Annotated in this window: 21 protein-coding genes and 1 pseudogene; 11 read left to right on the top strand and 11 right to left on the bottom strand. The window is 72.8% G+C overall.

Annotated features, from left to right (window positions below; all coding sequences use genetic code 11):
- Positions 1-224: 224 nt before the first annotated feature.
- Positions 225-449 (top strand): annotated as a pseudogene (locus tag AB0M59_RS17430) (arginase family protein); the annotation flags it as partial.
- A gap of 168 nt (positions 450-617) precedes the next feature.
- On the opposite strand, the gene AB0M59_RS17425 reads toward AB0M59_RS17430, so the two are convergent.
- Together AB0M59_RS17425 and AB0M59_RS17420 are read right to left on the bottom strand one after the other, a co-directional pair.
- A complete protein-coding gene (locus AB0M59_RS17425; RefSeq protein ID WP_364615798.1) occupies positions 618-1,520 on the bottom strand; it encodes a hydroxymethylglutaryl-CoA lyase in 903 nt (300 codons plus the stop codon).
- A 2-nt stretch (positions 1,521-1,522) separates the two neighbouring features.
- Entirely contained in the window at positions 1,523-2,731 is a 1,209-nt protein-coding gene (locus tag AB0M59_RS17420; protein ID WP_364615795.1) for a CaiB/BaiF CoA-transferase family protein, read from the bottom strand.
- Between the two features lie 116 nt (positions 2,732-2,847).
- On the opposite strand from AB0M59_RS17420, the gene AB0M59_RS17415 reads away from it, so the two are divergent.
- Both AB0M59_RS17415 and AB0M59_RS17410 read left to right on the top strand, forming a co-directional pair.
- Positions 2,848-3,642 carry an IclR family transcriptional regulator gene (locus AB0M59_RS17415; RefSeq protein ID WP_364615792.1) on the top strand — a complete coding sequence of 265 codons (795 nt, stop codon included), beginning with the start codon at positions 2,848-2,850 and terminating at the stop codon, positions 3,640-3,642.
- A gap of 157 nt (positions 3,643-3,799) precedes the next feature.
- Positions 3,800-5,194, top strand: a complete 1,395-nt coding sequence (locus tag AB0M59_RS17410; protein WP_364615789.1) for an MFS transporter — start codon at positions 3,800-3,802, stop codon at positions 5,192-5,194.
- Here AB0M59_RS17410 and AB0M59_RS17405 read toward each other — a convergent pair.
- Both AB0M59_RS17405 and AB0M59_RS17400 read right to left on the bottom strand, forming a co-directional pair.
- Complete coding sequence (locus AB0M59_RS17405; protein ID WP_364615786.1) at positions 5,163-5,678, bottom strand: AAA family ATPase; 516 nt, start codon at positions 5,676-5,678, stop codon at positions 5,163-5,165. The genes AB0M59_RS17410 and AB0M59_RS17405 overlap by 32 nt on opposite strands.
- Before the next feature lie 247 nt (positions 5,679-5,925).
- The gene (locus AB0M59_RS17400; protein ID WP_364615783.1) at positions 5,926-6,543 is read right to left on the bottom strand and encodes a sigma-70 family RNA polymerase sigma factor; all 618 of its coding nucleotides are present in this window, start codon (positions 6,541-6,543) and stop codon (positions 5,926-5,928) included.
- A gap of 234 nt (positions 6,544-6,777) precedes the next feature.
- On the opposite strand from AB0M59_RS17400, the gene AB0M59_RS17395 reads away from it, so the two are divergent.
- From AB0M59_RS17395 to AB0M59_RS17380, 4 genes are all read left to right on the top strand, one after another.
- The gene (locus tag AB0M59_RS17395) at positions 6,778-7,182 is read left to right on the top strand and encodes a pyridoxamine 5'-phosphate oxidase family protein (RefSeq protein ID WP_364615781.1); all 405 of its coding nucleotides are present in this window, start codon (positions 6,778-6,780) and stop codon (positions 7,180-7,182) included.
- A gap of 128 nt (positions 7,183-7,310) precedes the next feature.
- Positions 7,311-8,834 (top strand): GAF domain-containing protein, encoded by a 1,524-nt coding sequence (locus AB0M59_RS17390; RefSeq protein ID WP_364615778.1) that lies wholly within the window; start codon positions 7,311-7,313, stop codon positions 8,832-8,834.
- A complete protein-coding gene (locus AB0M59_RS17385) occupies positions 8,831-9,490 on the top strand; it encodes a response regulator transcription factor (RefSeq protein WP_364615775.1) in 660 nt (219 codons plus the stop codon). The genes AB0M59_RS17390 and AB0M59_RS17385 overlap by 4 nt, the downstream gene beginning before the upstream one ends.
- A gap of 109 nt (positions 9,491-9,599) precedes the next feature.
- Positions 9,600-10,034, top strand: a complete 435-nt coding sequence (locus tag AB0M59_RS17380; protein WP_364615772.1) for a hypothetical protein — start codon at positions 9,600-9,602, stop codon at positions 10,032-10,034.
- A 202-nt stretch (positions 10,035-10,236) separates the two neighbouring features.
- Here the strand turns inward: AB0M59_RS17380 and AB0M59_RS17375 are convergent, their stop codons facing one another.
- On the bottom strand, positions 10,237-11,442 hold the full coding sequence (locus AB0M59_RS17375) for an FAD-dependent oxidoreductase (protein WP_364615769.1): 1,206 nt from the start codon (positions 11,440-11,442) through the stop codon (positions 10,237-10,239).
- The gene (gene folE / locus AB0M59_RS17370; protein WP_364615766.1) at positions 11,442-12,062 is read right to left on the bottom strand and encodes a GTP cyclohydrolase I FolE; all 621 of its coding nucleotides are present in this window, start codon (positions 12,060-12,062) and stop codon (positions 11,442-11,444) included. The genes AB0M59_RS17375 and folE overlap by 1 nt, the downstream gene beginning before the upstream one ends.
- A gap of 86 nt (positions 12,063-12,148) precedes the next feature.
- Here folE and AB0M59_RS17365 point away from each other — a divergent pair, with 86 nt between their 5' ends.
- Entirely contained in the window at positions 12,149-12,805 is a 657-nt protein-coding gene (locus AB0M59_RS17365) for a helix-turn-helix domain-containing protein (RefSeq protein WP_364615763.1), read from the top strand.
- A 2-nt stretch (positions 12,806-12,807) separates the two neighbouring features.
- On the opposite strand, the gene AB0M59_RS17360 is transcribed toward AB0M59_RS17365, so the two are convergent.
- The 5 genes from AB0M59_RS17360 to AB0M59_RS17340 all read right to left on the bottom strand — a co-directional run bounded on the left by AB0M59_RS17360 (position 12,808) and on the right by AB0M59_RS17340 (position 17,190).
- On the bottom strand, positions 12,808-13,818 hold the full coding sequence (locus AB0M59_RS17360; protein WP_364615760.1) for a D-cysteine desulfhydrase family protein: 1,011 nt from the start codon (positions 13,816-13,818) through the stop codon (positions 12,808-12,810).
- Positions 13,819-13,830: 12 nt separating this feature from the next.
- Positions 13,831-14,559 carry a sulfite exporter TauE/SafE family protein gene (locus AB0M59_RS17355; RefSeq protein ID WP_364615757.1) on the bottom strand — a complete coding sequence of 243 codons (729 nt, stop codon included), beginning with the start codon at positions 14,557-14,559 and terminating at the stop codon, positions 13,831-13,833.
- Entirely contained in the window at positions 14,553-15,302 is a 750-nt protein-coding gene (locus AB0M59_RS17350; protein ID WP_364615754.1) for an FCD domain-containing protein, read from the bottom strand. The genes AB0M59_RS17355 and AB0M59_RS17350 overlap by 7 nt, the downstream gene beginning before the upstream one ends.
- A gap of 201 nt (positions 15,303-15,503) precedes the next feature.
- Positions 15,504-16,625 (bottom strand): CU044_5270 family protein, encoded by a 1,122-nt coding sequence (locus AB0M59_RS17345; RefSeq protein ID WP_364615751.1) that lies wholly within the window; start codon positions 16,623-16,625, stop codon positions 15,504-15,506.
- Entirely contained in the window at positions 16,618-17,190 is a 573-nt protein-coding gene (locus AB0M59_RS17340; RefSeq protein WP_364615748.1) for an RNA polymerase sigma factor, read from the bottom strand. Before AB0M59_RS17340 ends, AB0M59_RS17345 begins: the two co-directional genes overlap by 8 nt.
- A gap of 116 nt (positions 17,191-17,306) precedes the next feature.
- Between AB0M59_RS17340 and AB0M59_RS17335 the strand changes: the two genes are divergently transcribed.
- The 3 genes from AB0M59_RS17335 (at position 17,307) to AB0M59_RS17325 (ending at position 23,593) form a co-directional block, all read left to right on the top strand.
- Positions 17,307-18,197, top strand: a complete 891-nt coding sequence (locus AB0M59_RS17335) for a serine hydrolase (protein ID WP_364615745.1) — start codon at positions 17,307-17,309, stop codon at positions 18,195-18,197.
- An 82-nt stretch (positions 18,198-18,279) separates the two neighbouring features.
- Positions 18,280-19,323 carry a LacI family DNA-binding transcriptional regulator gene (locus tag AB0M59_RS17330; protein ID WP_364615742.1) on the top strand — a complete coding sequence of 348 codons (1,044 nt, stop codon included), beginning with the start codon at positions 18,280-18,282 and terminating at the stop codon, positions 19,321-19,323.
- A 196-nt stretch (positions 19,324-19,519) separates the two neighbouring features.
- On the top strand, positions 19,520-23,593 hold the full coding sequence (locus AB0M59_RS17325) for a beta-galactosidase (RefSeq protein ID WP_364615739.1): 4,074 nt from the start codon (positions 19,520-19,522) through the stop codon (positions 23,591-23,593).
- The last annotated feature ends 66 nt before the right edge of the window (positions 23,594-23,659 follow it).

The raw sequence follows: 23,659 nt of genomic DNA, 5'->3' as shown, positions 1-23,659 counted from the left end.
CTGGGCGTCGAGCGGTGCGATTGGGCGGATGCCGCCACTTATCGCGACGCCGACGTCGTCATTCTCGGCGCTCCGTTCGACGGCGGGACCTCGCGGTCTACGACGCCGGTGACGTCGAGAGGTACTCGGGCGACGCCGAGCGCTCGGTGCGCTCCCTGCAGGAGGCCGTGCACGCGGTCACCGCGAACATCGCGTTCGGCTCGCTGGTCGGGCACGGCCGGCCGATGCGCCGCCTCATCGAGTCCGGCGCCGTCCGCGGCGACCGGTTCCTGCAGATCGGCTTGGGCGGGTACTGGCCGGAACCGGCGACGCTGGACTGGATGGCGGAGCAGCGGATGCGGTCCTACGAGACGACCGAAGTCGTCGCGCGCGGCATCGACGAATGCCTCACCGAGGCGTTCGGAATCGCGATGGACGAGTGCGACGGCGTGTTCCTGTCGGTGGACATCGACGTCTGCGACCCGGGCACGGGCACCCCGGAACCGGGCGGTTTGACGGCACGATGTGGGATCCGACGTTGCCCCTGCTCGCCGACCGCCCCGACCGCCGCCCCGAAACGCCATGAACGACTCTTTCCTGTCGTCCGACGCGATGAACGAGTCGTTCATGACGTCGGGTCAGCGCAGCGCCGCCGGGACCGCGGGAATCGCCGCCAAGGCCGAGCCCAAGCGGTGGCCCACCGCGAGTCCGACCTGGTCGCGCAGTTCGGCCAGCTTCTCCACGTCGATGCCCGTCGCGATGCCTTCGCGGTGGAAGAAGTCGACCAGGTCGTCCGTCGCGACGTTCCCGGACGCGCCCGGGGCGAACGGGCAGCCGCCGATACCGCCCAGCGCCGCGTCGAACCGGCGGATGCCGAGGCCGAGCCCTTCCCACGCGTTCGCCGCCGCCAGCCCGTAGGTGTTGTGCAGGTGCAGGCCGAGCGGGACGTCCGGCAGTTCGTCGCGGACCGCCGCCACGACCGTGCGCAGCTGGCTCGGCCGCGCCGCGCCGATCGTGTCGGCGAGGTGGACCACGCGCGCACCCAGCCGGCCCAGCCGCGCGGCCACGTCGGCGGTGCGGTCCGGGTCGGTGTCGCCGTCGAACGGGCACACGAACGCCGTCGCCACCGAAGCTTCGATGGCCACGCCTGCCGCCGTGAGCAGCGAAGCGCACCCGGCCAGCCGGTCGAGCGCCGCGGCCGTCGGCACGCCCGCGTTGGCGACGCTGTGCCCGTCGCTGGCCGACACGACCAGCCGCACCGACTTCGCGCCGGCGTCGATCGCCTGCCGCGCCCCGCGCTCGGTGAACACCAGCGTGTGCAGGGCCGCCGGGACGTCCGGCAGCAGCGTCCGCAGCACGTCGCCGGTGTCGGCCATCTGCGGCACCCGGCGCGCGGAGACGAACGACCCGACCTCCAGGGACCGCACGCCCGCGTCGATCAGGCCGCGGGCGAGCCGGACCTTTTCGTGGGTCGGCACGGTGACGGCCTCGTCCTGCAGGCCGTCGCGCAGCACGACTTCGGTGAGGAGGACTTCGGTCATGGTCAGATCACTCCGTTCTCGCGCAGGCGGGCGACCGCGTCGCCGGTGACACCGAGCTCGGCGAGCACGGCCTCCGTGTGTTCGCCCAGTTCGGGCCCCAGCGCGCGGGTGCGGCCGGGGCGCTCGGTCAGCGTGGGCACGATGCCGGGGAAGGTGACTTCGGTGTCGTGGCCGCGCACCCGGTGCCGCTCGTGCATGCCGCGCGCCTCGAAGTGCGGGTCCTTGGCGATGTCGGCGGCGGTGAGGATCGGTCCACACGGGACGGATGCGCCGCGCAGCGCGGCTTCGGCGGCTTCCTGGCTCAGCGTCGCCGTCCACGCGCCGATCGCGTCGTCGAGCAGTCCGGCGTGCTCGACCCGGCCGGCGTTGTCCGCGAGCCGCGGGTCGCCGGCGAGGTCGGCGCGGCCGATGGCGTGCATGAGCCGCCGGAAGATCGCGTCGCCGTTGCCGCTGACCACGATGTACTTGCCGTCGGCGCAGCGGTAGGTGTTGGACGGCGCCACCCCGGGCAGCGCGGAGCCGGCGGGGCCTCGCACGACGCCGAACGCGTCGAAGTCCGGCATCAGCGACTCCATCAGCGAATAGACGGCTTCGTACAGCGCGACGTCGACGACTTCGCCCGGCGTGGCGCCCGGCTCGCGGTCGCGCCGGAGCAGGCCCATCAGCGCGCCGATCACCGCGTAGAGCCCCGCGACGGAATCGGCGAGGCTGACCCCGACCCGCGTGGGCGGCCGGTCGGGGTAGCCGGTGAGCGCGCGCAGGCCCCCGATCGCCTCGGCGACGCCGCCGAAGCCGGGCCGGTCGCGGTAGGGGCCGGTCTGGCCGTACCCGGAGACGCGGACGACGACCAGCCGCGGGTTGAGCGCGCGCAGGTCGTCCGGACCCAGGCCCCAGCGTTCGAGGGTGCCGGGGCGGAAGTTCTCCAGGAGGACGTCGCTGCGGGCGGCGAGCGCGCGGACGAGCTCCTGGCCTTCGGCGTGGCGCAGGTCGACGGTCATCGAGCGCTTGTTGCGGCCGAGCGTGCGGAAGAGCAGGGACGTGTCGCCGGCGTGCAGCCGCCAGCGCCGCAGCTCGTCCCCGGTGCCCGGGCGTTCGACCTTGACGACGTCGGCGCCGAAGTCGGCCAGGAGCCGGCCGGCGGTCGGCGCGGCGATGAAGTTCCCCAGTTCGACCACCCGGATACCCGCCAGGGGTCCGGTTTGCTGACTCATGCCCGACTCCAAACCACGATGTGAGTTGTAAACCCAGAATACGGGCGAGTGTCGCGGAGTCAATAGCGTGGAGCGTGGATAGACTGTGCGGCACACCACGGGCACGGGGCGGGGCGATGGCAGAGGAAGAACGCAGCGGCACGACGCCGGTGCTCGTACTGCGCAAGTTCAAGCAGATCCTCGAGTCGTTCACGATCGACGACCCCGAACTGACGCTGCAGCAGATCACCCGCTCGACCGGGCTGCCGGCGAGCACCTGCCAGCGGCTCGTGCACAACCTGGTGCGCGAAGGCTTCCTCGACCGCTACGACGACACCTACCGAGTCGGGCTCGGCCTGGTCCGCTGGGCGGCGCCGGGCACGTTCGGCCTCGACCTGGTCCGGCTGACCCGGCCGGTGCTGCAGCAGCTGCGCGACGAAACGGGCGAGACGGCCTGCCTGTACGTCCGCGACGGCGCGTACCGCACGGTGATCTCGCTGGCCGAGTCGCGCCACCCGGTGGTCCGGTTGTTCGTGGTCGGCATGGTGATGCCGCTGCACGCCGGCTCGGCCGGGAAGGTGTTCCTGGCCTGGGACAAGCTGGCGATCAAAGACGCGATCGGCCACGGCCTGGCCCGGTTCACCCCGCGGACGGTGGTCGACCTCGACCTGCTGTCGGAACAGCTCGGGCAGATCCGCGACACGGGTTACGCGGTCAGCTTCGAGGAACGCGACCTCGGCGCCGCGTCGCTCAGTGCCCCGGTGTTCGGCCTGAACGGCGAGGTCAGCGCGGCGATCGGAATCGGCGCCCCGACCCAGCGCATGACGCCGGCGGACGTGCCGCGGCTGGCGCCGGTCGTGGTCGAAGCCGGCCGGCGCGCGTCGGAGCGGCTCGGGTACCGGCCGGGCGTGGAGCGGGTCGCCGCGCTCTGAGTCGGGCGGCGTCGCGAGATGCCCGATTCGTGCCGGACAGTGTCCTGTTGCCCGGTAACCAAGTCTGCTTCCTGCTCGACTGTCCTTGACTCTGCGCGGCTGCCGTCACATTATGGGTCGGCCAACCACATAGTGGAGAAGTCAAAGGAGACGACGGATGGCGAACATCCCCGACGCCGCCGTGCCGGACACCGGCACGATCGCGGGCCGGCTCGACCGGCTGCCCATCACCCGCACGCACCGCCGGGCCACCGTCGCCGTCGGGCTCGGCCTGTTCTTCGACTTCTACGAGGTCTTCCTGACCGGCGTGCTCAGCTCGGTGCTCGTCGAGGAGTTCTCCCTCACGAAGGCGGAGCTGCCGCCGCTGCTGGCGTCGACGTTCGTCGGCATGTTCTTCGGAGCGCTGCTGCTGGGCCGGCTCGCCGACCGGTTCGGCCGCCGCGGCGCGTTCCTGCTGAACCTCGGGCTCTACTCGCTCTTCTCGCTGCTCGGCGCGTTCAGCGGCGGCGCGCTGATGCTGCTGGTGACGCGGTTCTTCGCGGGCATCGGCCTGGGCGCGGAGCCACCGCTGGCCGACACCTACCTCACCGACCTGCTCCCGGCCCGCAAGCGCGGCCGGTTCATCGCCTGGGCGTACACGCTCGCCTTCTGCGGCTTCCCGGTCGTCGGCTTCCTCGCCCGCGGCCTGACCGAGCACGAGATCCTCGGCATCGCCGGCTGGCGCTGGCTGTTCGTGCTCGGCGCGCTCGGTGCGGGCGCGGTGTTCCTGCTGCGGCGCGGCCTGCCCGAGTCGCCGCGGTGGCTGGAGTCCGTCGGCCGCACCGAGGAGGCCGAGCACCTCGTGGCCGGGCTCGAGGCCGAGGCGCGCGGCGGCGTCAACGAGAACCCCGCCCCGCCGCGTGGCACCACCCGCAAGCGCGCCGCGGCGCCGGTGCGCGAGCTGTTCGGGCCCGCGCTGCGCCGCCGGACCTGGATGATGGTGGTGTTCCAGATCCTGCAGACCCTCGGCTACTACGGCTTCGGCACGCTTGTGCCGCTGGTGCTGGCGGCCAAGGGGTACGCGCTTTCGCAGTCGCTGCTGTTCGCCGCGCTGACCTACATCGGCTACCCGGTCGGCTCGGCGTTGTCGCTGCCGCTCGTGGAACGGGTGGAGCGGAAGTACCTGGTGGTCGGCTCGGTGCTGGCGATGGCGGTGTTCGGCATCGCGTTCGGCTACTCGGGTTCGATGGGGCTGATCCTCGTGTTCGGCTTCCTCTACACCGCGGCCAGCAACGTGTTCTCGAACGCCTACCACATCTACCAGGCCGAAATCTTCCCGACGGCGCTGCGCTCGACGGCGTCGAGCGGCACCTACTCGCTTTCGCGGCTGGCGAGCGGCGCGATGCCGTTCGTGCTGGTGCCGCTGCTGAACTCGCACGGCCCGACGACGCTGTTCCTGGTCGTGGCCGGGGCTTTGGTGGTGGTCGCGGTGGACATCGCGGTGCTCGGTCCGCGCACGACCGGCCGCCGGCTGGAGAGCGTCAACGACGAGGTCGCGCAGCCGCTTCGATGACGGCGGCCGCCTCGTCGACCGGCAGCCGGGCGGTGTCGACGACGAGGCGGTCGCGGGTCCACGGCTCGTACTCGCGGCCGGCGATCTCCGCCCAGCTGGGCGGGACGTGCCCCGGGATGCCGGTGTCGCGGGTTTCCGCGCGGCGCCGGTGTTCGGCGGGGTCGGAGCAGACGACCTCGGTCTCGAGCACGCGCGCGCCGTGGGCGAGACCGGTGTCCCGCCAGGCATCACGGGTGACGGCCAGCGGGTTGACGCATTCGGCGATGATGCTGACGCCGGTGCGCAGCAGATCGGCGGCGACCTCCCGCGCGACGACGTAGCCGACCGGCCCGAGCGGCCGGGTGAGGGAGGTGCTGCGGACGATGGCCTGTTCGACGGTGTCGACCCGCAGGAAGGAGAAACCGGTGCGGCGGGCCAGTTCCGCGGCGACGGTGGTCTTCCCGGTGGCGGGCAGCCCGCCGACGACGATCAGCAGCGGAGACACAGGAGGATGATCGCACGCCGCGCGGTGGGGAGGCCGGTGTGAGGTGCGTGGGGCGGCGCGGAGGTTGGTGGGTGGCGCTGGTTGTGGCCGGCGGGGGGCTGTCGCGTGGTGGGTGGCGCTGGTTGTGGCCGGTGCGGGCTGTCGCGTGGTGGGGCGCGGCCGGTTGCAACTGGCGCCGACCCGGGTCGTCCAAGCCGGGCACGCCGCATCGGAGGAGGCCAAGTCCCTCGATGCGGCTGCCCCGCCGTCAGGATGCTTCGCGCTTCTGCGCCAGCAACCCGCGCCGCAACGTCGTCAACGCTCGGTGCTGGGCGACCCGGACCGCGCCGGCACTCGCGAGCCCGACCGCCGCCGCCGTCTCCTCCGCGCTGAGCCCCAAGATGATGCGCAGCACCAAAATCTCCCGCTGCCGCGGCGGAAGCTTGTCGAGCAGTCCCGCCGACCAGTCCAGGCCCGCGGCGCGCTCGACCTCTTCGCCCGTCGGGTCGCCGCCCGTCCACCGATCGTCCGGGGGATCGGCCACCGGGCTCGTGCGGTCGCGGGCCCGGCGGCGGTGGAAGTCGGCCACCTTGTGCGCCGCGATGCCGAACACGAACGCCAGGAAACCGTCGACCTTGTAGCGGTACCCCGGCAGCGCGCCGACGACCGCCAGGAGCACCTCTTGCGCGCAGTCCTCGGCGTCCGACGACCCGTCCTGCCACGTGCCGAGCCGGCCGAGGCAGTAGCGGAACACCATCGGCCGCAGCGCTCGCAAGACACCCGCGATCGCGGCGCGGTTGCCGGTCATCGCGGACCGGACCAGCTCCGGATCGAGGGAGAAGGTCGCCGTGGGTGCGGGTTCGCCCGCGGCGGACTGCGGCGGCATCGAGTCTCACCTCTCCTCGGCAACGGACGGTCACGACGCTAAGTCACCCCGCGTGGCCGCCGCACCGGCCGGGCGGCCGCCGCGGCCCGGGTCTTCCGGCCCTGGCGCGGGACTTCCCGATGTGCCCGCCGGGCCGCCGGCGCGGGGCCGGGCCGAACGGCCCTACCGGCGGCCTCGGCCCACCGATCACGCTGGAGACCGGGAATTTTTCACGGGGAGAAACACAGGGACGCGATGGTGGACGACGTGGGCTTCGGGCTGCTGCTCGACCGGCAGCAGTGCCTGGCCCTGCTCGGGACGGCGAGCCTGGGCCGGGTGATCTTCACCCACCGGGCCATGCCGGCCGTCCGGCCGGTGCGCTTCACCGTCGTCGACGACGCCGTCGTGTTCGCCGTCCCGACCAGCAGTCCCCTCTACGCGGGCGCGCGCGACGCCGTCGTGGCGTTCGAAGCCGACGACTTCACCGCCGACTTCGGCGCCGGCTGGTACGTCAGCCTCCTGGGGCGCGCCACCGAGTCGCCGGCCGGCGACGCCGGGATCGCCTGCCTGTGCCCGTGCCCGGCGCTGGCCGGCCGCCGGTTCCTGCGGATCCCGGTCGAAGCCATCACCGGTCACCGCATCGCCTGCCACGCCGAGTAACAAAGCGACTCCGCCGATCGACCCACCGGATGGACGAATCGGATTGGGCCGACACGGGCAGTCGCCTGTGGGACCCTTGACGGCCCGGGGACACCCCCGGGATCGGGCTCATGTGGGGTCGGCGGGACGTGGCGGACGAAATCGGCGTGCCGGCGATCCTGGCCGCGGTGGCCGGGATCGCGCGGGAGCTGGAAGTGCCGGCGGTGCTGGACGCCGCGGTGACCGCGGTGTGCGAACTGGTCGGCGCCCGGCACGGCCGCGTCGAAGTGACCGGTCCTGAGGGCGCCGTCGCCGAATACGGCCGGGCCGGCGGCAACGGAGTGGTCGAGCTGCCGGTGCGGGTCGGGCCGAAGACGCTCGGCCGGTTCGCGGTCGAGCCGGCCGCCGGCCGCGAGTTCGGCCGCCGGGAGCGGGAAGTGGTGGGCGCGCTCGTCGCCGCGACCGCGATGGCCGTCGACAAGGCCGTGCTGGTCGACCAGATGCGCCGCCGCGAACGCTGGCTCGAAGCGTCCTACGACGTCACGCGCGCGCTGCTCGCCGCGCAGGACCTGAGGGCCACGCTCCGGCTGATCGCCGAACGCGCGCGCGTCGTCGCGGGCGGCACCGCCGGGGCGATCGCGTTGCCGGACGGGCCGGGACGGCTGGTGTTCGACGTCGTCGAGCCGCCGGGGGAGGACGCCGACCGGCTCACCGGGCTGACCGTGCCGACCGAAGGGACGGCCACCGGGGTCGCGTTCACCACCCGCCGCCCGGTCGTCGTGCGCGACTACGGCGACCGCGTGCAGGAGGAGCAGCGCGACCGCGCCGGGCCGATGCCGGCGATGATCAAGGACCTGGACTCGGCGATCTCGGTGCCGCTGCTGGTCGGCGACGAGACGCTGGGCGTGCTGGTCGTCGCGAAGTTCCGGGACAAGACGCCGTTCACCCCGACCGAGGTCCAGCTGGCCGAGACCTTCGCCGGGCACGCCGCGCTCGCCGTCGAGTTCTCCCGGGCGCAGGAGGTGCGCCAGCAGCTGGCGGTGTTCGAGGACCGCGACCGGATCGCCCGCGACCTGCACGACCTGGTCATCCAGCGGCTGTTCGCGACCGGGCTCGGGCTCGAGGGGGTCAGCCGGCTGATCAGGGATCCGGCCGTCGGCTCGCGCGTGGCCGGGTTCGCCCAGGACCTCGACGGCACGATCCGCGAAATCCGCAACAGCATCTTCTCGTTGCAGGCGCCCGCGCAGGCGCAGGGGAGCCTCCGCGCCGAGCTGCTGCGGGTGGCCGTCGACGCGCGGGACACGCTGGGCTTCGAGCCGCGCGTCGGCTTCGACGGGCCGCTCGACGCCGCGGTGCCGGACGCCGTCCGGTCCGACCTCATCGCGTCGCTGCGCGAGGCGCTGACGAACGTGGCGCGCCACGCCGGGGCGACGTGGTCGTCGGTCGAGGTCACCGTGGACGGGGCCGGCCGGCGGCTGACCCTGGTGGTGCGAGACGACGGGACCGGGCCGCCGCCGGAATCCGACCGGCGCAGCGGGCTCGCCAACCTGGCCGCCCGGGCGGCACGGTGGGGCGGCGACTGCGAGCTGGTGGCCGCCGAAGCCGGCGGCTCCCGGCTGGAATGGACCGCGGAACTGCCGGCACGGCCCGGCGAGCAGGGGAGTGGACGATGACGATCTCGGTGTTCCTGCTGGACGACCACGAGCTGGTCCGCACCGGCCTGAAGACCGTCTTCGAGTCCGAAGAGGACATCGAGGTGGTCGGCGAGGCGGGGACCGCGGCCGAGGCACTGGTCCGGATCCCGCAGTCCCGCCCGGACGTGGCGATCCTCGACGTCCGGCTGCCCGACGGCCAGGGCGTCGAGGTGTGCCGCGAAATCCGCTCGACGGTCGAGCCGGCGCCGGCCTGCCTGATGCTGACGTCCTATTCGGACGACGACGCGCTCTTCGGCGCGATCATGGCGGGCGCGGCCGGGTACATGCTGAAGCAGGTCTCCGGGCGGTCGCTGGTCGACGCCGTCCGCACGGTCGCCGTCGGCGGCTCGCTGCTGGACGCCACCCTGACCGCGTCGGTGATGAACAAGCTGCGCGGCGAGGACGTGGCGACCCCGGACCCGCGGTACGAGCAGCTCAGCCCGCAGGAGCGGCGGGTGCTGGACCTGGTCGCCGAAGGCCTGACCAACCGGCAGATCGCCGAGCGGCTGTTCCTGGCCGAAAAGACGGTGAAGAACTACGTGTCGTCGGTGCTGCACAAGCTCGGGGTCGAGCGGCGCACCTCGGCCGCGGTGTACGTGTCGCAACGACGCGCCGACGGTAGCCGTTCGAGCTGATCACGCGCCCACTCGGCGCAAACCGGTGGAGCATCCGACGTATCTGACCGTCGATGCGATACACCTGTCGGGTGACGCACGAGTTGTCGTGCGCGGCGGAGGGGACGGCATGTCGGGGTTGTCGAGCGGGGACTATGTCACGCAGCAGATCAAGGCGCTGGCCAGAGCCGTGCGCCGGGAAGGCGCCGGCGGCGTGGGCACGCGCAGCTTCCAGCTGGCGGAGCACCTGGCGGCGGAGGGAGGCGTTCACCGCGGCGACATCCTGACGGCGACGGCGACGCTCCTGGCGATGACGGCGTGGTGCGACGGCGAGGCCGAGGCGGCCTGCCGGTTCGCGGAGCTGGCTGGTGAGCACGACGAGGATTCGCGCGAGCTGGTGACGCACCTGCTGCGGCTGGAAGCCGGTGCGGATCAAGGGTGGCTGCCGCAGGAGCAGGTGGAGGCGCTGCTGGAGTACGCGCGCCGGGCCCGCCGGGACGATCTGGAGCTGCGGGTGCGCGCGATCGCCGGGTCGCGCGGCGGCCGGCACCGACGGGACAACTAGCGTCGCGCGTCCGAGGTTCGTCGACAGCGCTGCGGCGAGCGCGAACGTCTTGAATGAGTCATTCAGGTCTTCGGAGGTCTTGAATGACTCATTCAAGACCTTTGAACCGGGTTGCCGAGCCTGGCGCAGGCAGCCTTTGTGGAGCTGTCGTGGGTGGCGGGCCGGGATCGGCCCACCACCCACGACCGGTTAGCCGGCGCGGCTAGCTCGGGAGGGGCCGGGCGGGGTCGGCCAGTTCTTCCGGGTCCACCGTCCGTCCACTGCGGATCAGCTCGCGGACCGCGTCGAGGCCTTCGTCCCACTGGTTGACGTGCAGCCCGGCGACGACCCGGCCGCCCGCCAGCCAGAACGCGTGGAACGCCTCGTCGGTCCCGCGCTTCACCACGCGGTCGTACCCGCCCGGCGGGAACCAGCCCGTGAACTCCATGCCCACGTCGTACTGGTCCGAGAAGAAGTACGGCAGGTCGTCGTGGACCACCTCGCGGCCGAGCATCGACCGCGCCGCCGCCGGGCCGCCGTTCGTCGCCGCGGCCCAGTGCTCGACGCGGATGCGGCGGTCGTAGCCCGGGTGCCACGCGCTCGCGACGTCGCCCGCCGCGAAGATGTCCGGGTCCTCGGTGCGCAGGGCCGCGTCCACGCAGACGCCGTCGTCGACGGCCAGGCCCGCGTCGGAGGCCAGCTGCGTCTCCGGCCGTGCGCCGATCCCGACGATCACCACGTCGGCCGGGATGTCGCCCGCGTCCGTCCACACCGCACTGACTGCGCCGTCGCCGGCGAAACCCTGCACGCCGGTGCCGAGCCGCAGGTCGACGCCGTGGCGGCGGTGCAGGTCCGCGAAGTACTCGCCGAGCTCCGGCCCGAGCGTCGCGTGCAGCGGGGACGGGCCGGGTTCGACGATCGTCACCTCGCAGCCGTAGGTCCGTGCCGCCGCCGCGGTTTCCAGGCCGATCCAGCCCGCGCCGGCCACGACGACCCGCCCGCCCGCGGCCAGCGCGTCGCGCAGCCGGTCCGCGTGCGCGAGCCGGCGCAAGTAGTGGACGCCCTTCAGGTCGTTGCCGGGCACCCGCAGCCGCCGCGGCGACGCCCCGGTCGCCAGCAGCAGCTTCGTGTAGCCGAGGCGTTCGCCGCCCGCCAGCTCGATCTCGTGGGCGGCGCGGTCCAGCGCGGTGACGCGCCGGCCGGTCAGCACCTCGATCTTCTGCTCGGCGTACCACTTCTCGTCGTGGACGAAGACCGACGCCCGATCGTCCTGGCCGAGCAGGTAGCCCTTCGACAGCGGCGGCCGCTCGTAGGGCAGGTCCGGCTCCGCGCCGACGAGGACGACGCGGCCGGTGAACCCCTCCGCACGCAGCGTCTCCGCGGCCTTCGCGCCGGTCAGCCCGGCGCCGACGATGACGTGGCTGTCCATCACGCGGTCACCCCGGAGAGCGCGAAGAACTCCTGCCGCGTCTTGGGTTCCTCGCGCAACAGGCCGTGCAGGGACGACGTCACGGTGAGCGCGCCGGTCGCCCGCACCCCGCGCAGCGACATGCACAGGTGCTCGGCTTCGATCACGACGCCGACGCCCTTCGGGGCCAGGTGCTCCTGCAGCCAGTCCGCGACCTGCTTGGTCAGCCGTTCCTGCACCTGCAGGTCGCGCGCGAACATCTCGACGACGCGGGCGAGCTTCGACAGGCCGAGGATCCGCTCGCCGGGGAGGTAGCCCACGTGCGCGACGCCGCGGAAGGGGAGCAGGTGGTGCTCGCACAGCGACTGCACCGGGATGCTCTTCGCCAGCACGAGCTCGTCGTAGCCCTCGTCGTTCGGGAACGTCGTCAGCTGGAAGTCGCGCGGGCGCAGCATCTCCGCGTAGGCGTTCGCCACCCGCCGCGGCGTGTCGCCCAGGTGCTCGGACGACGGGTCCTTCCCCAGCGCGCGCAGCAGGTCGGCGACCGCGCGTTCCGCCGCGCGCAGGTCCATGGTGTCGCGGTCGTGGACGACACCCAGGTGCCGCAGCGGCACCGGTTCGCGGACGGGATCGACGGTCACGGAAGCCTCCTTCTAAAACCAAGTCGAGTCGACGCTAGAAGGCCGCCGGGGTTTTCGTCAACGATTATTTGTTTTAGAGTGCCGAGATGCACAAGTCCCAGGCCGGCGCGCTGGCCGCGGTCGCGGCGCTCGACGAGCCGACGCGCCGGCGGCTCTACGAGTACGTCGTCCGGCGCCCGGAGCCGGTGAGCCGCGACGACGTCGCCACGGCCCTGAACGTGGCCCGGGCGACCGTCGCCTTCCACCTGGACCGCCTGGTGGAGGAGCAGCTCCTGGCGGTCGAGTACGAACGCCGCAGCGGCCGCACGGGGCCGGGCGCGGGCCGCCCGGCCAAGCTCTACCGCCGGTCCGACCGGCAGGTGAGCGTCTCGGTGCCCGAGCGGCACTACGAGCTGGCGGGGGAGCTGCTCGCGTCGGCGATCGAGGAAGCCGACGCGACCGGCGGCTCGGCGCGCGACATCCTGGGCCGGCGCGCCCGCGACCACGGGGCCGAGCTGGCCGCCGGTGCCCCGGACGTCGTCGCCACGCTCGAGGAGCACGGGTTCGAGCCGCGCGTCGAGGGCGACGGGGTGCTGCTGGGCAACTGCCCGTTCCAGCGGCTGGCCCGGACGCACACGCGGCTGGTCTGCGAGATGAACCTCGGGCTGGTCGAAGGCATGCTCGCCGGCGCGGGCGACGGCCGCCTGCGCGCCCGCCTGGATCCGCAGCCCGGCTTCTGCTGCGTGCGCCTCGCGCCGGCCTGAGGTCAGTCGCGCCGGGCCAGGTGCGCGGCGAGCGCGTCGTGGTAGGCGAACAACGCGGGGACGCCGCCGCTGTGCAGCACGACCACGCGGTGCCCGGCGGTCCAGCGCCCGGCCGCGTGGTGGGAGAGGAACCCGGCGAAGGTCTTGCCGCTGTAGACCGGATCCAGCAGGACGCCTTCGGTGCGGGCCAGCAGCAGGATCGCGTCGAGGCACTCCTCGGTCGGGTCGCCGTACTCGCGCCCGACGAACTCGTCGTGCAGTTCGACCTCCGGCGGCTCGCCGCCGAGCCCGAGCAGCGTGGTCAGCTCGGCCCACCAGTGGCGGTACTCGGCGTGGCAGCCGGCGCGGTCCTGGTTGACGCTGATGCCGATGATCGGGCAGCCGAAACCCTGGTCCCGCAAGGCGAGCGTCAGCGCGGTGAAGATCCCGCCGGTGCCGAACGGCAGGTAGACGGCGTCCGGCCGGTCGCCGGTTTCCCGCAGCTGCGCGGCGAGCTCCAGCCCGGCGCGCACGTAGCCCAGGCAGCTGTGCGGCGTGGTGCCGCTGATCGGCACCGCGTGCGGCCGGCGTCCCGCCGCGCGCAGCTCGTCGCACACCGCGCGGACGTGCTCGTCGAGGCCCCAGTGGTCCTCGACGTCGACCACCCGGACGTCGGCGCCGAGCAGCCGCACGGTCAGCAGGTTGCCCTGGAACTCGTCGTAGGCGTCCCGGCTGAGCACGACGGTGCAGTCCATCCCGAGCCGGCGCGCGGCCGCGGTGGTGAGCCGGGCGTGGTTGCTCTGCATCGACCCGCACGTGACGACGACGTCCGCGGCCGCCCGGCGGGCCCGCGCCAGTTCGTATTCGAGCTTGCGGGGTTTGTCGCCGCCGAGCGCGAGCCCGGTGAGGTCGTCGCGCTTGAGGAGGACCCGGGGGCCGAGCCGGTCGCTGAGCCGGGTGAGGACGTCGAGCGGGGTGGGCGTGAGAGCGAGGCGTTCGCGGGGGAACCGCTCGAGCCGGGCGGCCAGGTCCATGGGTTTTCCCTTCTAGCGCGGGAGGAACGGGAGGACGAAGAGGAAGGCGCCGAAGCCGACGAGGGCCACCGAGGCGACGCGGTGGAGGTGGCGCCCGCGCAGTCGCCGCGCCAGGCGCGTGCCGAGCAGGGTGCCGGCGCCGGCCAGGACGCCCAGGACGCTGCCGAGTCCGAAGTGGACGGATCCTTGTGCCGCGTAGCCGAGCGTCGCGAAGCCCACGAGCGGGAGCTGGATCAGCTGCCCGGCCGCGATCGTCGTCAACGCCGGCACGCCGAGCGCCAGCAGCACCGGGACGAGCAGCACCGGCCCGCCCGTGCCGGTCAGCGCCGAGCCGAACCCGACGGCCGCGCCGACCGCCACGGCGGCGGGCGCGGGCAGTTCGCGCGCTTCGCGAGGCCGTGCCCAGAGGTTGAAGGCGCCGGAGCCGGCGGTCACGGTGGCCAGGAACAGCCAGAGCACAGTCGCCGGGATGACGCCGTTCACCAGGGCGCCCGCTGCCGCCGCCGGTGCCGCGCCGAGGGTGAGCCAGCCGCCGAAGCGCCACGGCATGGCCTGTTGGCGCGCGTAGGCGGTGGTGCCGACGATGCCGGTGAACAGGAAGCACCAGCTGCTGGTGCCCGCCGCGGCGTGGATGTCGAGCCCGGCGAGCCAGGTCAGCGCGGGCGGCAGGAGGACACCGCCGATGCCGATCGCGCCGATGAAGACGCCGACCGGCACCGCCAGCAGCAGGACGGCTAACACGAGCCGAAGTGCTCGCGAAGCCGGTGCAGCCGCCGAAGCTGCGATGGCGGCAGGCCGGGGCAGCCGGCGGCATTGTCCACAGCGGACAGCAGGTGCCGCCGGGAGACGGCGGCCGCGGCCGGGCCGTTCCCGCGGGCGAGCGCGCCGACGATCTCGCGGTGGTCGTCGGTCCACCGGCTCGCGGTGCCCGATGCCCACGCCGTCGCCTGCGTCTCGCGCCAGACCGGCCCGGACGCTCGTTCGAGCAGTGTGGACACCTGCTCGCGCAGGTCCGGGTTCCGGCAGACGCCGGCGATCGCGGCGTGCAGCCGGTGGTCGGTGTCGGCCGGGATCGCGTCGCCACCCGTGACGAGAGCCATCCCGGCGACGGCTTCGTGCGCTTGGTCGAGCGCCACCGGATCCGGGTCGGCGGCGGCGAGGGCCAGGACGGCCGGTTCGAGGACCAGCCGGGCTTCCAGGAGGTCGACGACCTCTTCGAAGGACCGCGCGGCGCGGACGTGCCGGGCCGCGCCGGGAACCGGCGAGCCGCCGAGCACGACGGTGCCGCGCCGGCGCCGCGGCTCGACGTACCCGGCGAACTGGAGTGCGCTCAAGGCTTCGCGCACCGAAGGCCGGCTGACCTCGAACTCGCGGGCGAGTTCCAGCTCGGTGGGCAGGATGGTCCCGGCGGGCCAGCGCCCGTCGTCGACCCGGGACCGCATCTCGACGGCGATCCGCAGCCCCGCGGAAGTTCCGGTCTCCACGGCCCCGACGTTAGCACGATATGTCAGACATATCAGCTCCCGATGTCGGACAAGTGGTCGCCGCTGTTGGCCGGTTGCCAGCGCCCCAATGCCACATTGGGTGCGTCGGACGCACCCCATGTGGCGTTCGGTGCGTGGGACGCACCCAACGCCACATTGGGGCGCTGACCGGGTGCCAGTAAGCGGGAGCCGGACTCGGGGTCAGCGGGACGGGACCTCGCCCAGCCGGCCGGCCACCGCGGTCGTGATCGCGCTCGCGCCGATCTCCGTTCCCGGCTTGATCCACGCCTCGTCCGGCTCCGCGCCCGCGATCGAGCGCTCGCCGATGAACTGGCCCGTGACCGGGTCGATGATCAGCTGCCGGATCTCGTGGCGGTCGTCGAGACCGAGGGCGACACCGGTGCGGCCGTCGAGGTTCGTCTCCGCCGCCAGCACCGTCATGCCCGGGATCTTCGCCAGCGCCCGGTACCACTGCGCGCGCAGCTCGGCCGGCATCATGCCGGCCCGGAGGATCTCGGTGCCGAAGTGGAACATCACCGACGGCGTCGAGCCGCGGCCCTTGGTCAGGCTCTGCAGCTTCGCGTACAGCCCCGCCGCGTCGTGCGGCAGCGTCGCGTAGAACGCGGGGCTGTCCCAGTCCGCCGGGTCGTCGCACTTCTTCGCCGGCTTCGACTTCGGGAAGAAGTCGCCGCACCGGCCCTGCCACTGACCCTGGTCGGTGTCGGTGATCTCCGGCTCGGGCGACTGGGACTGCGGCTGCGAACCGCCGAGGAACTTCCCGGTGTTCAGGATCTTGCGGTTCTCCTGCCAGACGTCGTGCGTGTCGGCCGGGATCCAGCGGTCGACCTGCTGCTCCCACAGGTAGCTGTACCCGGTCGCGTCGCCGGTCTGGACGCCGCGCCCGACCCACGTGTGCTCGCCGACGTACCGGAACTGCCCGGCACCGACGGGCTGGTCGACCGCGCCGACGCTGAGGTCGGCCGCCCGGTTCAGCACCTGCACCGCCGACATCAGCTTGATGTCCGGCCAGTTCGCGGTCGGGTTTGCACTCGGCGCCGAAGGCGAGGCCGCCGGCCCCCCAGTGGTCACGGCGGTGGGCCCGGACGACCCCGTCTGGACGACGACGACCGTCACCGCGACCACCCCGGCCACGGCGGCGGCGACCGGCAGGGCGAACCGGCGGGTCCGCCGGGGCCGCAACGGGACGACGTTCGATCCGGCGTCCAGCTCGGCCAGCAGCTTCGCGCGCGCCGCGGAGAGGTCGGCGGATGCCGTGCGGGCGTCGCGGTGGAGCAGCTCGAGGGTTTCGTCGAGCTCACGCATGGGGGTTCTCCTCGGTGGGGACGAGCAGGGCCTGGAGGCGGTGGCGGACGCGGTGCAGGCGCGAGCGGACCGTGCTGGCGGGCACGCCGAGCGCCTCGGCGACTTCGGCCGGTTCGAGCCCGGCCCAGGAGGTGAGCAGCAGGACGTCACGGTCCTGTTCGGACAGCGCGGCGAGCTCGCCGGCGAGGACGCGCAGGCGCGCGGCCGCGTCGACCCGGCCGGCCACCGCGGCGTCGTGGTTCTCTTCCGGGCGCTCTTCGGCGCCGGCCTTCGCCGTCAGCTGGAACCCGCGGACCTCCTGGCGCACGTGGTTGCGCAGCAGGTTGGTCGCGATCCCGTAGAGCCAGCCGCGGATCGGCGCCTTGCCGGGGTCGTAGCTGGCCCGTCTGCGCAGCGCGACGACGAACGTCTCCGCCACGAGGTCGTCGGCGGCGTGCACGCCCACCCGGCCCGCGAGGTACCCGCGCAGGGGATGGGCGTACTCGTCGAAGAGCCGCGAGAAGACCTCTTTCGGATCCTTCGCGGCGAGGTCGGGCCGGTCGAGCCGTTCCACGATTCTGGTCACGCTACTGGTTGTCGCGACCCGCCGCTCGCGTCCCCGATCGCCCGCCCGGATGAGACGCAGGCCACATTCGCGCCCTTTTCGGCGAACAACTTCGGGGGGTGCGGACAAGAGCCGGTATGCACAGGGGAAACGCGATGCTGCTGGCCGGGACGTGCGCCGGCGCGGTGGTGGCGATGCTCGTCGTGGCTTCGGCCGTCCGGCCGCCGGGCCCCGCCGCGGCGGCCGGGCCGTCGCTCGCGACCGCACCGTCGTACACGACGAGCGTCGCCACGACGGCCACTTCGGCGCCGCCGGCGACGTCCGCGAAGGCGTCGACGAAGCCGGTGCCGGAGGGCGCCGAACTCGCGGCGCTCGTGCCCGGGAAGGTCAGCGTGCTGGTCCGCGACCGCAAGTCGGCCCGCGACGTCGTCTCCTACCGCCCCGACGCGACGTACACCTCCGCGTCGCTGGTCAAGCTGCTCATCGCGCTTGAAGCGCTGAAGCAGGGCGAACCCGCCTCCGAGGTCGCGGAGATGCTCTCGCGCAGCGACGACGACGTCGCGAGCCGGCTGTGGATGCGGCTCGGCGGGCCCGCCATCGTGACGTCGTGGGCGAAGCGGATCGGCATGACCTCGACCCGGCCGCCCGCCGACGCCGCGCATTGGGGCAGCACCCTCGTCACCGCGACCGACCTGGCGCGGCTCTACGCGTACCTGATGGACGGAGCCCCCGAAGGGAGCCGGCAGGTCATCCTGCGCGCGCTCGACGGCGCCACCGAACACGGCGCGGACGGCTTCGACCAGTTCTTCGGCATCCCGGGCGCGGTCACCGCCGCCGACTGGGCGGTGAAGCAGGGCTGGTCCTGCTGCGACCCGGGCCGCAACCTGCACACCAGCGGGCTCGTCGGCGGGCGCCGCTACATCGTCGTCGTGCTGAGCGCCCAGCCCGCCGCCACCTCGTGGGCGAAGGCGTCGCAGAACATCACGGCGGTGGTGAAAGCGCTCTCCGGCCCGCTTGGCTGGTCTTGACGCGCCCGGCGTCCGCCGATGACGGCCCTTCGGCGGTACGGTTCCGTGCGTGGGGACACGGCGCGAGGTGGAAGGGGCCAGGGTGGTGGACCGGGCTAAGCCGGGGGAGCAAGCCAGGACGTCGGCCCCGGGGCCGCGGCAGCCCAGCCTGGCCGACGTCGCCGGCATGGCCGGGGTGTCGCACATGACCGTCTCGCGCGTGGTCAACGAGAGCGGGCCGGTGCGCCCGGAAACCCGCGAACGGGTCCTCGCCGCCGTGCACAAGCTCGGGTACCGGCCCAACACCGCCGCGCGGACGCTGGTCACCGGCCGGTCGGGCACGCTCGGCGTGGTCGCGCTGGAGTCCAACCTGTACGGACCGGCGAGCACCCTGTACGGCATCGAAAACGCGGCGCGCGAAGCCGGGTACGGCGTCGCGATCTGCAGCGTCACCCGGCCGGGCCGGACGTCCATCGGGGACGCGGTGGAGAGCCTGCGGCGCCAGGCCGTCGAGGGGATCGTCGTCATCGCCCCGCACGTCACGGCCGGCCGGGCGCTCGCCGCGGTGCCCGGCGACATCCCGGTGGTGGCGGTCGGCGGCGGCGAGTCCGCGCCGGTGCCGGTGATCTCGGTCGACCAGTACGACGGCGCCCGCCGCGCCACCGAGCACCTTCTCGCCCTCGGCCACCGGACGGTCTGGCACGTCGCCGGGCCGGAGGACTGGCTGGAGGCCCGCGACCGCGAACGCGGCTGGCGCGAGACCCTGGAACGGCGCGGCCTGCGGGTGCCGGCGGTCGTGCGTGGCGACTGGAGCCCGCGGTCGGGCTACGAGGCGGGCCGCACGTTGGTCGGCAAGCGCGGGCTGAAGGCGGTGTTTTCGGCCAACGACCAGATGGCGCTGGGCCTGCTGCGCGCGTTCACCGAGGCGGGGATCCGGGTGCCGGAGGACGTCCACGTCGCCGGCTTCGACGACGTCCCGGAGGCGGCCTACTTCAACCCGCCGCTGACGACGGTCCGCCAGGACTTCATCGAGGTCGGCCGGAAGACGTTCGGGCTCCTGGAAGACCGGATGGCGGGCGGCGACGTCGGGGCGCGGCACCTCGTGCCCGCGGAGCTGATCGTGCGGGAGAGCACCGGTCCGCGCTGAGCGTCTTGAATGAGTCATTCAGGACCTCCGAGGACCTGAATGACTCATTCAAGACATTTGGCCGGGTAAGCCCAGCCGCTGTTAGCGCTAACACTACGTCGGCACTGATCCATCCCAGTGTTGGGTCTTGACGACTTCTGTGTGATCGGCAAAGGATCGTGTTCGGTTCTGGTCCCCGCCGCCCGGAGGTCCCCGCATGCGTGCCGTCGTCCGGACTCTGCTCGTCGCCGTGCTCGCCCTGGTCGGGGTGACCGTCCCGCAGGCCACGGCCGCGCCCCCGAAAGCGGCGGCGCACACCGTCACCTACGACGGTTACTCCTTCCTGGTCGACGGCAACCGGACCTACCTGTGGTCGGGGGAGTTCCACTCCTACCGCCTCCCGAGCCCCGACCTCTGGCTCGACATCTTCCAGAAGATGAAGGCGGCCGGCTTCAACTCGACGTCGCTCTACTTCGACTGGGGCTACCACTCGCCGCGCCAGGGTGTCTACGACTTCACCGGCGTCCGCGACCTCGACAAGCTCCTCGACCTGGCACAGCAGGCCGGGCTCTACGTCATCGCGCGGCCCGGGCCCTACATCAACGCCGAGGTCGACGGCGGCGGCTTCCCGACCTGGCTGTCGACCACCCCTGGCCACACACGCAGCGCCGACCCCGTCTACCTGAAGTACTCCGACGAGTGGCAGACGCAGATCGACCGGATCATCGCGCGCCACCAGCTCACCAACGGCACCGGCAGCGTGCTGGCCTACCAGGTCGAGAACGAGTACTACAACGGCAACGCCGACGGCCGCGCCTACATGAAGCACCTCGAGGACAAGGCCCGCGCCGACGGCATCACGGTTCCCTTGGTGGGCAACAACAACGGCACCTTCAACGCCGGTGAGGCCGCGCTCGACGTCGACGCCGCCGATTCCTACCCGCAGGGCTTCGACTGCTCCAACCCCACGCGCTGGAACGGCGTCCCGGACATCAGCTACGACCACGTCCCCGGCAAGCCGCTGATCACCGCCGAGTTCCAGGGCGGCGCCTTCGACCCGTGGGGCGGCCCGGGCTACGAGAAGTGCGCCCAGCTGATCAACGACCAGTTCGCGAACGTGTTCTACAAGCAGAACATCGCCGTCGGCGCCACCGGCCAGAGCTTCTACATGCTGCACGGCGGCACGTCGTGGGGCTGGAGCGCGATCCCGCAGAACTACACGTCCTACGACTACGGCGCCGCGATTACCGAAGGGCGCCAGTTCGACCCCAAGTACAACGAAGACAAGCTGATCGGCTACTTCACGCAGTCCGTCGCCCCGCTGACGAAGACGGACGGGCTCGCGCAAGCACCGCTCACCGATCCGGCCCTCACCGACACCGCCCGGATCAACCCGGACACCCGGACGCAGTTCCACACCCTGCGCCACACCGACTCGACGTCCACCGCGACGAACACCACGAGCCTCGCGCTCGACCTCGCCGCGCACGCGGGCTACACCTACGACGACCGCGCGGGCGAGGTCGGCTACACCGGCACGTGGAGCCACGTCGGGCCGGAGGTGAACTACACCGGCGGCGACTACCAGCACACCGAGTCGTTCTCGGAGGTCACCGGCGACAGCGTGAGCATCCCCTTCACCGGTACCGGGATCCGCTGGGTGACGTCGAAGGACCCGAGCCACGGCATCGCCGACGTCTACCTCGACGACGCGAAGGTCAGCACCGTCGACCTCTACGCGGGCAGCAAGCAGAACCAGGTCACCGGCTACGAGGTGCGCGGCCTGCCCGCGGGCGCGCACACGCTGAAGATCGTCGTCACCGGGCAGAAGAACGCGAGCGCGACCGGCCCGTTCGTCGTGGTGGACGCCGTCGACCTGCTGTCCGGCAGCACCGACTACTACCCGGTCGTCCCGCAGCAGCCCGGCACCGGCATCACGCTGAACGGCCGCCAGTCGAAGATCGTCGTCGCCGGGTACGACCTCGGGCGGACGCGGATGCAGTACTCGACGTCGGAGGTCATGACGAGCGCGGCCATCGGCGGCCGTGACGTCGCGGTCCTCTACGGCGACCAGGGCGGGCCCGGCGAGACCGTCCTGCGGTTCGCGAAGCAGCCGAACGTGCAGGTGCTCGGCGGCAGCGCGACGTCCACTTGGGACGCGGCCCGCGGCGACCTGCGGCTGAACTACACTCATGACGGCTTGACGCGGGTCCTCGTCACCGCCCCCGGCGCGCGGCCGCTGCTCCTGCTGCTCGCGGACAAGGCGACGGCGGCGACGTTCTGGCGCCAGGACACCGCGGCGGGTCCGGTGCTGGTCCGCGGCACGCACCTGGTGCGGACCGCGGCCGACGACCACGGGACCCTCGCCCTGACCGGCGACACCGGCACCGATGGCGCGTTCGAGGTCTTCGGCAGCGAGAAGTCCGTGTCGTGGAACGGATCTCGCGTAGTGGTGAAGCCGACGTCGAGTGGCAGCCTGACCGGCACCGCGCCGACGGCGAAGGCCGTGACGCTGCCCGCGTTGAGCGGCTGGAAGCACCAGCAGGAGTCACCGGAGAGCCAGCCCGCGTTCGACGACTCGGCGTGGCCGGTGGCCGACAAGGACACCAGCAACAGCTCGACGGCGCTCGGCACGAAACCGGTGCTCTTCGCCGACGACTACGGCTTCCACACCGGCAACACCTGGTACCGCGGCCGGTTCACCGGCGACGGGAAGCAGACCGGGATCAGCCTGTCGAGCCAGAGCGGCGGGCCGGCCGGCGCGTTCTCGGCGTGGCTCAACGGCGTCTTCCTCGGCAGCTCGACGGATCCGCAGCACACGTTCGGCTTCCCGGCCGGGGCGCTGCGCCCGGGCGAGAACGAGATCTCCGTGCTGACCGTGAACATGGGCCACGAAGAGGACTACGGGGCGAACAACGGCAACAAGGCCGCGCGCGGGCTCACCTCCGCGCGGCTGACCGGGGCGCCGCTGACGTCGGTGACCTGGCGGCTGCAGGGCGTCCGCGGCGGCGAGACCGGCCTCGACCCGGTCCGCGGCCCGCTCAACACCGGCGGGCTGTACGGCGAGCGCGCGGGCTGGTCGCTGCCCGGCTTCCCCGACGGGCGCTGGACGTCGACGTCGTTGCCGGCCAAGGACACGACACCGGGCGTGTCGTGGTACCGGACGACCGCGGACCTGGATTTGCCGCGCGGTCAGGACACCTCGCTCGGCCTGACGATCACCGACGACCCCGGACGGCAGTACCGGGCGCTGATCTTCGTCAACGGCTGGCAGCTCGGCCAGTACGTCAACTACCTCGGGCCGCAGCACAGCTTCCCGATCCCGAACGGCGTGCTGAACCCCAACGGGCACAACACGATCGCCGTCGCCGTGTGGAACCTCGACGGCAGCACGGGTGGGCTGGGCAAGATCGCGTGGACGAACTACGGCAGCTACCGCTCACCGCTGACGGTGCGCCCGAACCCGTCGCCGGGCTACGACCCTCAGCGGTACGCGATGCCGGCGGCGCCGACCGCGGCGGTGTCGCTGACCGCGCCGGACACGGTGTCGGGCGGGCAGCAGTTCACCGCTTCGGCGACGGTGCGGGTGCCCGCGGGCGCGCCGCCGGCGTTCGACGTGAAGCCGGCGCTGACCGCGCCCGCGGGGTGGACGGTCGGCGCCGCGGCCCCGCCTTCGGTGGCGCGGATCGACGGCGGCCGGTCGGCGACGTTCACCTGGCCGGTCACCGCTCCCTCCACAGTGGACACGTCCGCGCTGAGGGTGGCGGTGGCGTACCGGCAGGCCGGGCGGCCGGGTTCGGTGTCCGGCGAGCGGATCGTCGGTGCAGTGCCCCCGGCGCCACCCGCGGGGGAAGTGGCGGTGAGCTCGTTGCCGTTCCTGACGGCGACCAACGGCTGGGGCCCGGTCGAGCGCGACACGAGCAACGGCGAAGCGAACGCGGGCGACGGCAAGCCGATGACGATCGGCGGGGTGGCGTACGCGAAGGGGCTGGGCGTGCACGCGGCGAGCGACGTCCAGCTGTACCTGGCCGGCGCCTGCACGCGGCTGACGGCTTCGGCCGGTGTCGACGGCGAGACGGGTGGCGGTGGCAGCGTGAGCTTCAGCGTTTCGGTGGACGGTGCGACCCGCGTGACGACGCCGGTGGTGCGGGGTGGCCAGGCGGCGGTCCCGATCGACGTCGACGTCACCGGGGCCCAGGTCCTGGACCTGCTGGTGTCCGACGGCGGTGACGGGAACGGCAACGACCACGCGGACTGGGCACTGCCGACGCTCACCTGCACGGGTCCGTAGGCGGCTCCCGGAGGTCGGGGGTGTGATAAACGGGTTGTAAACAGGATGTGAATCACGAACCCCCCC

This window comes from Amycolatopsis sp. NPDC051371, assembly GCF_040682155.1.
Taxonomy (GTDB): domain Bacteria; phylum Actinomycetota; class Actinomycetes; order Mycobacteriales; family Pseudonocardiaceae; genus Amycolatopsis.
The sequence above is the reverse complement of the archived record's forward strand: the minus strand, read 5'-3'. Positions and strand labels throughout refer to the sequence as shown.